10 protein-coding genes are annotated in these 11,513 nt (G+C 60.3%); 4 read left to right on the forward strand and 6 right to left on the reverse strand.

The features are described 5' to 3' along the window. Positions 1-201 precede the first annotated feature (201 nt). Complete coding sequence (locus ACIOMR_RS30190) at positions 202-1,164, reverse strand: zinc-binding dehydrogenase (RefSeq protein ID WP_087694978.1); 963 nt, start codon at positions 1,162-1,164, stop codon at positions 202-204. A 138-nt stretch (positions 1,165-1,302) separates the two neighbouring features. Between ACIOMR_RS30190 and ACIOMR_RS30195 the strand changes: the two genes are divergently transcribed. Together ACIOMR_RS30195 and ACIOMR_RS30200 are read left to right on the forward strand one after the other, a co-directional pair. Continuing rightward, positions 1,303-3,384, forward strand: a complete 2,082-nt coding sequence (locus ACIOMR_RS30195; protein WP_023659269.1) for a carboxy terminal-processing peptidase — start codon at positions 1,303-1,305, stop codon at positions 3,382-3,384. A 112-nt stretch (positions 3,385-3,496) separates the two neighbouring features. Continuing rightward, on the forward strand, positions 3,497-5,275 hold the full coding sequence (locus ACIOMR_RS30200) for a bifunctional diguanylate cyclase/phosphodiesterase (protein ID WP_023659268.1): 1,779 nt from the start codon (positions 3,497-3,499) through the stop codon (positions 5,273-5,275). Position 5,276: 1 nt separating this feature from the next. On the opposite strand, the gene ACIOMR_RS30205 is transcribed toward ACIOMR_RS30200, so the two are convergent. The 5 genes from ACIOMR_RS30205 to ACIOMR_RS30225 form a co-directional block, all read right to left on the reverse strand. Continuing rightward, positions 5,277-5,663, reverse strand: coding sequence for a sel1 repeat family protein (locus ACIOMR_RS30205; protein ID WP_102606421.1), 387 nt, complete (start codon positions 5,661-5,663; stop codon positions 5,277-5,279). Next, positions 5,663-6,034 carry a hypothetical protein gene (locus tag ACIOMR_RS30210; protein ID WP_003211116.1) on the reverse strand — a complete coding sequence of 124 codons (372 nt, stop codon included), beginning with the start codon at positions 6,032-6,034 and terminating at the stop codon, positions 5,663-5,665. Before ACIOMR_RS30210 ends, ACIOMR_RS30205 begins: the two co-directional genes overlap by 1 nt. Beyond that, on the reverse strand, positions 6,031-6,369 hold the full coding sequence (locus ACIOMR_RS30215) for a helix-turn-helix transcriptional regulator (RefSeq protein ID WP_003211117.1): 339 nt from the start codon (positions 6,367-6,369) through the stop codon (positions 6,031-6,033). Before ACIOMR_RS30215 ends, ACIOMR_RS30210 begins: the two co-directional genes overlap by 4 nt. Positions 6,370-6,466: 97 nt before the next feature. Further along, a complete protein-coding gene (locus tag ACIOMR_RS30220) occupies positions 6,467-6,922 on the reverse strand; it encodes a YkvA family protein (RefSeq protein WP_401198061.1) in 456 nt (151 codons plus the stop codon). A gap of 492 nt (positions 6,923-7,414) precedes the next feature. Then, entirely contained in the window at positions 7,415-8,155 is a 741-nt protein-coding gene (locus ACIOMR_RS30225) for an FKBP-type peptidyl-prolyl cis-trans isomerase (RefSeq protein WP_003211122.1), read from the reverse strand. A gap of 246 nt (positions 8,156-8,401) precedes the next feature. Between ACIOMR_RS30225 and ACIOMR_RS30230 the strand changes: the two genes are divergently transcribed. Beyond that, positions 8,402-10,213 carry a di-heme-cytochrome C peroxidase gene (locus ACIOMR_RS30230; RefSeq protein WP_177037215.1) on the forward strand — a complete coding sequence of 604 codons (1,812 nt, stop codon included), beginning with the start codon at positions 8,402-8,404 and terminating at the stop codon, positions 10,211-10,213. Between the two features lie 31 nt (positions 10,214-10,244). Then, positions 10,245-11,375 (forward strand): catalase family protein, encoded by a 1,131-nt coding sequence (locus ACIOMR_RS30235; protein WP_401198065.1) that lies wholly within the window; start codon positions 10,245-10,247, stop codon positions 11,373-11,375. Positions 11,376-11,513: the final 138 nt, after the last annotated feature.

Below are 11,513 nucleotides of genomic sequence, written 5' to 3' on the forward strand. Positions count from 1 at the left end.
ACGGCGGCCCACGGTCCAAAGCCGGAGTGAGGGCACTCCGAGCCTAGGCGAGGAGCCGAGTGGTGGGGCAAGAGCGTTTTGCTTACTTTTGCGCTCTTCAAAAGTGAGCCGCTGTAAGAGCGGAACCAATAGTCGCCGTTACGAAAATAACGGATATACACCCAGCCCAACTCCCCCCCAACACAAATGTCGCATCTGAAATCAGGTCAGACTCTCGTCAATCACCAACACCAGCTTCCCGGAAATCCGATTAGTCGCCAGCTCCGCAAACGCAGCCTCGGCATCCTTGATCGGAAACGTCCTGGCCAGTTGCGGACTCAAGCGCCCCTCGGCAAACAACGGCCAAACATGCTGGCTCAAGTCACTGAACAAGTCAGCCTTGAACTGATCATCCCGACTGCGCAACGTCGACCCCAACACCTGCACACGCTTGGCCAACACCTGCGCCAGATCGATCTGCGCCTCACGCCCCCCCATCAACCCAATCAACACCCAGCGCCCATCACGCGCCACCAGCTTAAGATTCAGCGCCGCGTAATTCCCCCCCACCGGGTCAAGAATCACATCGAACGGTCCAAAATCCCTCAAGCCCTCGATGCCGTCAGTACGTACCACACCCCCCTGAGCCCCCAGCGCTTCACAGTACGCAAGGCGATCCGCCGACCCCACGCTGACCCAACACGGGCTGCCAAACGCCTTGCACAACTGAATCGCCGCCGAGCCCACCCCACTGGCACCGGCATGCAACAACACCTTCTCGCCGGGCTTGAGGCCCGCCAACTGGAACAGGTTCAACCACGCGGTGCTGTATACCTCGGGCAACCCGGCCGCTTCGACCAGGGATACGCCCTCCGGCACCGGCAGCACATGCCGCGCATCCACCACCACTTCTTCAGCCATCCCGCCGCCAGCCAGCAAGGCGCAAACCCGATCCCCCACTTGCCACGACGAACCGGCGCCGACTTCGCTGATCACCCCGGAACACTCCAGGCCCAGCACCTGGCTGGCACCGGGAGGTGGCGGATAAAGCCCCGAACGCTGTAATAAATCGGCGCGATTCAGGCCCGCAGCCGCCACGCGAATGCGTACTTGGCCTACATCGCATGTAGGACTTGGCTCTTCTTGCCACTCCACATGACCTTCAACGCCTTGCAATGCTTTCACAGTGCCTCCATAGTGAGTCTGGACTGAGCCCGTTGCTGTAGCGTCGGGCTTTTTGCATTATGCGACCGGCCCATATGGAACCGGCGACTTCAAAGACGGCCTAATATGCGTTATCAATTGCCCCCGCGTCGAATCAGCATGAAGCATTTGTTCCCCAGCACCGCCCTCGCTCTTTTTATCGGTATCGGCCTTTTGCCGCTGTCGAGCAATACGTTCGCAGCCAACAGCTGGGACAACCTTCAGCCTGATCGCGATGAGGTGATTGCCAGCCTTAACGTCGTCGAGTTGCTCAAGCGCCACCATTACAGCAAGCCGCCGTTGGACGACGCTCGTTCGGTGATCATTTACGACAGCTACCTCAAGCTGTTGGATCCCTCGCGCAGCTATTTCCTGGCCAGCGACATCACCGAGTTCGACAAGTGGAAGACGCAGTTCGACGACTTCCTCAAGAGCGGTGACCTGCAGCCCGGCTTCACCATCTACAAGCGCTACCTGGACCGCGTCAAAGCGCGTCTGGACTTCGCCATTGGTGAGCTGGACAAAGGTGTCGACAAGTTCGACTTCACCAAGAAAGAGACCTTGCTGGTTGACCGCAAGGACGCTCCTTGGCTGACCACCGAAGCCGAGCTGGACGACCTGTGGCGCAAGCGCGTCAAGGATGAAGTCCTGCGCTTGAAGATCGCCGGCAAAGAGCCGAAGGCCATCCAGGAACTGTTGACCAAGCGCTACAAGAATCAGTTGGCACGTCTGGATCAGACCCGTGCCGAAGATATCTTCCAGGCCTACATCAACACCTTCGCAATGTCCTACGACCCGCACACCAATTATCTGTCGCCAGATAACGCGGAAAATTTCGATATCAACATGAGTCTGTCGCTGGAAGGCATCGGTGCCGTCCTGCAAAGCGATAACGACCAGGTGAAGATCGTGCGTCTGGTGCCGGCAGGTCCGGCCGACAAGACCAAGCAGGTTGCCCCGGCCGACAAGATCATCGGTGTGGCCCAGGCCGACAAAGAGATGGTCGACGTGGTCGGCTGGCGTCTGGATGAAGTGGTCAAGCTGATCCGCGGGCCGAAGGGCAGCGTGGTGCGCCTGGAAGTGATTCCGCACACCAACGCACCGAACGACCAGACCAGCAAGATCGTGTCCATCACCCGTGAAGCGGTGAAACTCGAAGACCAGGCCGTCCAGAAGCAAGTCCTCAACCTCAAGCAGGATGGCAAGGACTACAAGCTGGGCGTGGTGGTGATCCCGGCGTTCTACCTGGACTTCAAAGCGTTCCGCGCCGGTGATCCGGACTACAAGAGCACCACCCGCGACGTTAAGAAAATCCTCACAGAATTGCAGAAGGAAAAAGTCGACGGCGTGGTCATCGACCTGCGCAACAACGGCGGCGGTTCCCTGCAGGAGGCCACCGAGCTGACCAGCCTGTTTATCGACAAGGGTCCGACCGTGCTGGTGCGTAACGCTGACGGCCGTGTCGACGTGCTGGAAGACGAGAACCCGGGTGCCTTCTACAAAGGGCCGATGGCGTTGCTGGTCAACCGCCTCTCGGCATCCGCCTCGGAGATTTTTGCCGGCGCGATGCAGGACTACCACCGTGCGCTGATCATCGGCGGCCAGACCTTCGGCAAAGGCACCGTGCAGACCATCCAGCCGCTGAACCATGGCGAGCTGAAACTGACCCTGGCCAAGTTCTACCGGGTTTCCGGGCAGAGCACCCAGCATCAGGGCGTACTGCCGGACGTCGATTTCCCGTCGATCATCGACACCAAGGAAATCGGCGAGAGCGCCCTGCCCGAGGCGATGCCGTGGGACACCATCCGTCCTGCGATCAAGCCTGCGGTAGACCCGTTCAAACCGTACATCGCAGAGTTGAAAGCTGATCACGAAGCCCGCTCCGCCAAGGATGCCGAGTTCATCTTCATCCGCGACAAACTGGCCCTGGCCAAGAAGTTGATGGAAGAGAAAACCGTCAGCCTGAACGAAGCCGACCGTCGTGCGCAGCACACCGACATCGAGAATCAGCAACTGGTGCTGGAGAACGCCCGCCGCAAGGCCAAAGGCGAAGCTCCACTCAAGGAGCTGAAGAAAGAAGACGAAGACGCGATCGCCGCCGAGCCTGATAAAACCAAGCCGGAAGATGATGCCTACCTGAGCGAGACCGGGCGCATCCTGCTGGACTACTTGAAAATCAGCAAGACGGTGGCCAAGCAGTAAATGATGGCGATTTAATGTGAACGCTCCTCGGAGTGTCATCAAATAGACATCATTCTGTCGTGAAATGAAGGACCTGCCAAAGCAGGTCCTTTTTTTTCGACCCGAGAAAATCATGACCATGACCGAACAGCTGAATGCGTTGGGCTCAATCCTGGCTCAAGGCAGTTTGCACAGCCTGTTCCAACCCATCATTTCCCTGTCTGAACGACGCGTCATCGGTTATGAAGCCCTCAGTCGCGGCCCGTCCAACAGCCCGTTGCACTCCCCTGTCGCACTGTTCTCCGTGGCCCGTCACGCCGGGCGTCTCAGTGAGCTGGAGATGGTCTGCCGGGAAAGTGCCTGCCGGCGGTTCAGCGAGCAGAAACTGCCGGGCAAGCTGTTTCTCAACGTCTCACCCGAATCCCTGCTGGAGACCGCCCACCAGCCCGGCCGTACCCTGCAACTGCTCAGCGACTTCGGCATCCCGCCCAGCCAGGTGGTGATCGAACTGACCGAGCAAACCCCGACCGACGATTTTCAACTGCTGCAAACCGCGCTGCACCACTACCGCGCCATGGGCTTTTCGATTGCCCTGGATGACCTGGGTGCCGGTTATTCCAGCCTGCGGCTGTGGTCGGAGCTGCGCCCGGACTACGTGAAGATCGATCGACACTTTATCGACGGCATCCACCAGGACGCCCTCAAGCGCGAGTTTGTCGGCTCCATCCTGCAAATCGCCAAGGCCTCCCGGGCCCAGGTCATCGCCGAAGGCATCGAGTTGCCGGAAGAGTTGGCGGTGCTCACGGAAATGGGCGTTGACCTAGTGCAGGGCTACCTGCTCTGCCGCCCCCAGGAACACCCGCCGCAGGAAGCGCGGTTGATGCTGCCCAAGCCCGACAACGCCAACGTCGCGCTGAACGACGAAGGCAGCGACCTCAGCGCCCTGCTCAACGAACAACCGGCCGTGGGCCAGCACACCGCCACGGCGCAGGTTTTGGAAGCCTTCCGGCGCCAGGCCAACCTCAATTCCCTGGCGGTGCTGGATGAGCGTGGCCACCCGATTGGCATCGTGCACCGGCACTCGCTGTCAGATGCGCTACTCAAGCCGTTCGCCACCGATCTGTTCGCCCGCAAGCCCATCAGCCGCTTGATGAGTGATGACTTTCTCGCGGTGGAACTGAGCCAGTCCTTGCAGCAGGTCAGCCGCCTGCTCACCAGTCGCGCACGCCAGCGGATCGAGGAAGATTTCATCATCACCCTCAACGGCGATTATCTGGGGCTGGGCCGGGTGATCGATGTGCTCAAGCTGATTACCGAGCTGAAAATCCAGCAGGCACGCTATGCCAACCCGCTGACCTTGCTGCCGGGCAACGTCCCCATCCAGCAGTGCCTGACGCGGCTGTTGCAGCAACAACGCGAGTCTGTGATCTGCTACGTCGATATCGACAGTTTCAAGCCATTCAACGATATCTACGGCTATGGCCGGGGCGATGAAGTGCTGCTGTGCCTGGCGCAATGCCTGAACGACCGGGTAGACCCCAGCCGCGACTTCGTCGGGCATATCGGCGGTGATGACTTTTTGCTGGTGCTGGGGCCGCAGGATTGGCGCAAGCGGCTGAACCAACTGCTGGACGACTTCCACACCCAGTGCCGGCGCTTCTATCGCAGCGAGCATCTGGACGCGGGCTGTTTCGTTGCACTGAACCGCCAGGGCGTGCGCCAGGAGTTTGCGCTGCTGTCGCTGTCCATCGGCGTGGTGCATTTGTATCCACAGGCCTGTGGACAACTCGATGCCAGCCAGTTGGCGGAACTGGCCTCGCAAGCCAAGCACCACGCGAAGAACGTGGCGGGCTACAGCATTCATGTGATTGACAGCCTGGAGTTGGGCCAGGCAGAACCGCAGCCGCTCTAGATCAGAGTTGCTCCAGGCGCATCTGCGCCAACGGGTGCCCGGCTCGGGCGGCGATTTTCCACCAGCGTGCCGCTTCCAGCGGATCAGGCGCCTTGCCAAGGCTGCCCGCAAAGCTCAACACCCCAATCTGGTAGGCCGCCTTGCCGTCGCCGGCCAGGGCCGCCAGCCGCAACAGTCGCACGCCTTCTTCACGGGCGCCAAGGCCCTTGCCACGAAACGTCAGGATATGTCCGTAGAAACTCTGTGCTCCTACGTCGCCCAGATTGGCCATGCGCGCGAACTGGCCTTCAAGCCACTGCCAGCCACGCGGCTGTCGCACGAACCAGGACCAATGAAACAACTTGCGCGCCAGCCAGTAACTGGCATACGCCTTGAGCTTCCAGAACACTACGCCTCCGCTGACTCGGGATAATCGTATTCAAATACTCGAACCACTTCGGATGCGTGCCACGACGCTGCGGCCACGCCATCGGACGGCCCGCAGAAGCGCCCGAGACGCTCCACACATTCAAAGAAACCGGTACGTGGCAGGCGACTGGCGCCCTGGCTGATCACCAGGGAACTGCGCAGTGGTTGGTCGGCCTTGGCATCCAGCGCCGCCAGGTGCTCCAGCGCAGCCGTCAGGGTCTGCATGGCCGGCGTGGGAAATTGCAGGCGCTCCAGCAAGGCGCGGTAGGTCAAGAGGTGGCGCTGTCGGCGCGCCTGGTCCAGCTCGTTGAGTAACCCATCCCAATGTTGACGGCTGATGCGTACGCTCACGTTTCGTCCCTCCAACCTGCAACGCCAAGTTCCCAGGCCAGGCTGCGGCGGATGGCAGCGTCCGGCTGGCGTTCACCGCTTTCGATCAGGCCCAGGTAAGACGGGCTGATGCCCACCGTGCGCGCCAGAACCTCGATGGCCAGGCCCTTGGCCTCGCGCAGGCTTCGCAGCTGCTCCAGGGGGCGCAGATCCGGTTCGGCAGTGGCTTGGCTAATGGTCGAAGCGGGAGGCGTTGGCTGTTGCTGACCGGCAGCTTTTAACAGCGCCTGATACTGAGCCCATGGCAGAACCGCATATTCGGGCTCGCCATCCTTTGTAATTATCTGAATATCCATGACTGCCCCGTAGGATCACAACACTTACTTCGTAAGTACTTTCCTTAGGAGTGTAATCCTAACAGCCACAAAGAGCGCAGGGGGATATTCCCAAGGTTCAGTTTTTTTTCAGGTGTTCTTGCGCAAGCAGCTGAGGCGTCGCAGGAAGGCGCTCAACCACCGCAAGTTTCTCGGGGAGCTGACGCTCGCGCCAGGCGCGAAAGGCGCTCAGTTCGCCGTCGAGGGTCTTCATGACCCACGCCAGCACAGCAATGTCGTCGAGCATGCCGAACACCGGGATAAAGTCCGGGATCGCGTCAATCGGGCTCAGGAAGTACATCAACCCTGCCACTACCGAAATCAGCGCCTTGGGGCTGATGGCCCGGTACTCGCCGCGCCAGTAGGCAAGGCACAAGGCCTGGAGCAGCTTGAGGTCGTCCTTGAGCTTGCCCAGCCGGTTGCCCTGGCTCGAGCCTTTGGCGGCGACCGCGAACAGCAACGTCGGCAAGCGCCCACGGCCAAGCAGGCGAGCAGCCATGGGCAGGAAGCGGGTGAAATTAAACGGGGCTTTCATCGTCACTCCAGTTCCAGGCGACAGAAAAGGTTATCCACACAAATTGTGGATAACCTTGTGAACAGAGCCTATTTTCCAGGCTGAAAGCCACGTAATACAAGGCCTACAGTCAGATCGGGCGTTTTTTGCGCACATAAAAAAAACCCAAGAATTCATTGACTTGGAGATAATCTGCGTCTACCCGTACTCGGGTCTTTTATCAGACTGCTCTAGCCCGCATGGGTTCGGTTGAATTTGCCCTGGATTCAGCTGATCGTTCCCACGCTCTGCGTGGGGATGCCGCCTGTGGCGCTCCGCGCTTGCTGTTAGCGCTAGGCTTGAGCTATGCGCAATGGTGACGCAGAGCGTCACGGGATGCATTCCCACGCAGAGCGTGGGGACGATCGCAGAGCGTGGGAACGATCGCAGAGCGCGGGAACGATCGCATACGATCGCACAGGCCAGAAACAACAACGCCCCGTCGAGACGGGGCGTTGTGTGTTCAGGCGCTGATTACTTCTTGGCAGCAGGAGCCGCCGGTGCGTCAGGAGCGTCTGCCTTGGACGGGTCCTTGATGGCCAGCAGTTCCAGGTCGAATACCAGCACGGAGTTGGCTGGAATCGCCGGGCTCGGGCTCTGGGCACCGTAGGCCAGGTCGGACGGGATGTACAACTCGACCTTCTCGCCAACGTGCATCAGTTGCAGGCCTTCGACCCAACCTGGAATCACGCCGCTGACCGGCAGGTCAATCGGGCTGCCGCGATCCACGGAGCTGTCAAAGGTGGTGCCGTTAGTGAGCTTGCCGGTGTAGTGAACAGTCACTACGTCGGTAGGCTTGGGTTGAGCACCGTCCGCTTTCTTCACGATCTTGTATTGCAGACCGGAAGCGGTGGTGACAACGCCGTCTTTCTTGGCGTTTTCTTCGAGGAATTTCTTGCCGGCGGTTGCCGACTCTTCGCTCATCTTGGCCATACGCTCTTCAGCACGTTTTTGCAGTGCGGCGAAGGCTTCGACCAGCTCGTCGTCTTTCAGCTTCTGTTCTTTCTTGCCGACGGCATCTTCGATGCCTTGGGCTACCGCTTTGGAGTCCAGGTCATCCATACCTTCTTGAGCAAGGCTCTTGCCCATGTTCAGGCCGATACCGTAGGAAGCTTTTTGCGCCGGGGTTTTCAGCTCTACGCTGGTTTGCGAATCACAACCCGCAAGTACCAGGCTAACCAGGGCCACCGCCGCCGCCAACCGATGCTGTTTCATGCTATTTCCTTGTTCGTGTGCCAAAAGGGCATTCGAGTAAAGTCGCGAGCTTATCAGGCGGCCACGACCAATGGCTACCGGCATGTGAGCAGGAAACTTCTGATAAGTTCACGTGTTTAAAAGCATTTTCATTCAATCCAGGGCCCTGCAACGGACGGCAGCAGCGCTGGAACGAGACTCATGGCCACTTGCCGCACTGCTGGCCTGATGGCATAAGAACGCTACAACTCGACAAGGATAGTTATCTTGCGCATTTTTTCCCGTGTTTTGCTGATGATTTTCATACTGCTGGGCCTGGTCCTGGCGGTGGTGCTCTATTACGTGGTCAACCCGAAGCTGCCGGTCTACGTGCCGGTGGAACAGGTGCACTATCAGGATCAATGGAGCGCCGCAGATCGCCAGACCTACTATTTCACGCCCCAGGGCACCCAGGTCAAGGGCCTGCGTTATGCCTGGTTTACCGCACTGGAGCTGCCGTTCTCCGAACAGCGTTTCGCCACGCCCGAGTACCTGGCGCGCTTCGGTTTCCTGGTAGATCCCAGGCAAGTGCCGACTGCACAAAATCCCGGCAACCTGCCGGTGGGTTTCGCCCGGCATAAAAATACTGGCAGCAATGATGAGTTTCTCGACATCACTTGCGCCGCCTGCCACACCGGCCAGTTGAACTTCAAAGGCCAGGGCCTGCGGGTCGACGGTGGCCCGGCGCAACATGTGCTGCCGTCCAGCGTGCCGACCCTGCGCGGCGGCAGCTTCGGCCAGGCACTGGTCGCCAGCCTGGCCTCGACCTACTACAACCCGTGGAAATTCGAGCGCTTTGCCCGCACCGTGCTGGGCCATGACTACAACGACCAGACCGCAGCGCAACTGCGCCAGGATTTCAAGAAGTCCCTGAACAACTTCCTCAAAGTTGCCTGGAACGACACCCACCGTGGCCTCTACCCCACCGAAGAAGGCCCGGGCCGCACCGACGCCTTTGGCCGTATCGCCAACGCCAGCTTTGGCGACGCCATTTCCCCCGACAACTACCGCATCGCCAACGCCCCGGTGGACTACCCGCAACTGTGGGACATCTGGACCTTCGACTGGGTGCAATGGAATGGCTCGGCCCAACAACCCATGGCCCGCAATATCGGCGAAGCCCTGGGCGTCGGCGCCACCCTGGACTTCTTCGACAGCGCCGGCCAGCCGCTCCAGGGCGATGCGCGCTACGCCTCCAGCGTGCGGGTTCGCGACCTGAATACCATCGAAGAAACCCTGCAACGGCTCAAGCCACCCACCTGGCCCGAAGACCTGTTCGGCGCCATCGACAAACCGCTGGCCGCCCAGGGTCGCGCACTGTTCGCGGAAAACTGCGCCGGCTGCCACGTGCCAGCGGTGTCCCAGGTCGATGGCCGCCCGGTGCGCCAGTTGAAAATGCTCCCGGTGGAGGTGATCGGCACCGACCCCGCTACTGCCAACAATATCGCTGACCACCGCTTCGACCTCAGCGCCCTGCAATGGGACCCGGCGGAGTTGGCGAAAATGAACGTCGAACTGCACCCCACGCCCACCGAGCCGCTGGACCTGCGCAGCCTCTCTTCAGCCAAAGGCCTGGCCTACATCACCGCCTTTGTCGAAGACCACGCCTACCGTGCCGCCGGTGTGACACCTGCCGAACGCCCGCGCCTGGACGGCTTCGGCCTGCCGATCGGCGTACGCGAATTGCGTGCCTACAAGGCACGGCCCCTGGCCGGGGTGTGGGCGACACCGCCGTTCCTGCACAACGGCTCGGTGCCGACGATCTACCAATTGCTCTCGCCTCAGGACGAGCGCAGCCCGACCTTCTATAAAGGCACCTTCGAATACGACCCGCGCCACCTGGGCTATCAAACCGCCGCGTTCCCCAACGCGTTCCTGTTCGATACGCGCATCACCGGCAACCACAACAGCGGCCACGAATTCCGTGCCGGGCAGCGTGGCAACGGGGTGATTGGCCGAGGCTTGCTGCCCCAGGAACGCTGGGCGCTGCTGGAATATTTGAAAGTGCTGGGCGGCCCGCTGGAACAGCAACTGCCCTGACCCAACCGACTTCGCAGAAAAGGATTTTTAAATGCTCGCTCGACTTTGGCTGCGCCTCGGCGCGTTTCTCGGCAAGACCCTGTTGTGGCTGGTGGGCCTGGGCCTGCTGGGCTGGTTGCTGTCCACCCTGTGGTTTGCCTGGCAGCACAGCGGCCCGGTATCGCCGGATGAACAGATCCCGCCGGGTGAAGCGGCCATGACCCAGGGCATCATCCAGACCGCCGTGCGCATCGTCGACCAGCACCGCGAAGGCACGCGTTACCTGCGGGATGCGCATGCCAAGGCCCATGGCTGCGTGAAGGCCGAGGTCAGCGTACTGGCGGACCTCGACCCGGCCCTGCGCCAGGGCGTGTTCGCCGAGCCGGGCAAGACCTGGCAGGCGATGATGCGACTGTCCAACGGCAATGCGTATCCGCAGTTCGACAGCATCCGGGATGCCCGGGGGATGGCGATCAAGTTGTTGGACGTGCCAGGCAAACAGCTGCTGGCGGATCAGCAGGCGCGGGGTGAGCAGGACTTTGTGATGTTCAGCCATCCGAACTTTTTCGTCAGTGATGTGGCGGAGTATGCGCAGAACATTTCGGCTCAGGCCGATGGCAAGAAAGTCATGGCGTTTTTCCCCGGGGTGGATCCGCGCAGTTGGCAGGTGCGGCATTTGTTTATCGCGCTGGCGACGTTGGCGCCGCCGCCGGTGAGTCCTACGCAGACGACGTATTTCTCGGTGTCGCCGTATAAGTTCGGGGCGGCGAATGCGAAGTTTCGGGTGGCGCCGGATCCCCAGGGGTGTCCTGCGTATGTGCTGCCTGAACAGAATAAGGACCTGCCGAACTTTTTGCGCAGTGCGTTGAATCAGCAATTGTCGACGGACCGGGTGGCGGCGTGTTTTGTGTTGCAGATTCAGCGGCAGAATCCGCAGAAGTTCATGCCGATCGAGGACACCAGCATTGAATGGAAAGAGAGTGATGCGCCGTTTGAGACGGTGGCCAAGGTGGTGATTCCGGCGCAGGATTTTGATACGCCGGCGTTGAATCTGGCTTGTGATAATCAGTCGTTTAATCCGTGGTTTGGGGTGGAGGCGCATCGGCCGATTGGGGGGATTAACCGGTTGCGTAAGGCGGTGTATGAGGCGGTCAGTGATTATCGGCATAGCCGGAATTTGTAACGCCGCGGTGTTGGGTACATATCCGTTATTTAGGTAACGGCGACTATTGGTTCCGCTCTTACAGCGGCTCACTTTTGAAAAGCGCAAAAGTAAGCAAAACGCTCTTGCCCCACCACTCGGCACCTCGCCTAGGCTCGG

The sequence above is a fragment of the Pseudomonas sp. NPDC087814 genome (assembly GCF_044742865.1).
Classification (GTDB): Bacteria; Pseudomonadota; Gammaproteobacteria; order Pseudomonadales; family Pseudomonadaceae; genus Aquipseudomonas.

What these genes read in the sequence shown, in the direction of transcription:
- ACIOMR_RS30195 (WP_023659269.1), top strand. Translation starts at nt 1,303, where the DNA reads ATGAAGCATTTGTTCCCCAGCACCGCCCTCGCTCTTTTTATCGGTATC.
- ACIOMR_RS30200 (WP_023659268.1), top strand. Translation starts at nt 3,497, where the DNA reads ATGACCATGACCGAACAGCTGAATGCGTTGGGCTCAATCCTGGCTCAA.
- ACIOMR_RS30215 (WP_003211117.1), bottom strand. Translation starts at nt 6,369, where the DNA reads ATGGATATTCAGATAATTACAAAGGATGGCGAGCCCGAATATGCGGTT.
- ACIOMR_RS30220 (WP_401198061.1), bottom strand. Translation starts at nt 6,922, where the DNA reads ATGAAAGCCCCGTTTAATTTCACCCGCTTCCTGCCCATGGCTGCTCGC.
- ACIOMR_RS30225 (WP_003211122.1), bottom strand. Translation starts at nt 8,155, where the DNA reads ATGAAACAGCATCGGTTGGCGGCGGCGGTGGCCCTGGTTAGCCTGGTA.
- ACIOMR_RS30235 (WP_401198065.1), top strand. Translation starts at nt 10,245, where the DNA reads ATGCTCGCTCGACTTTGGCTGCGCCTCGGCGCGTTTCTCGGCAAGACC.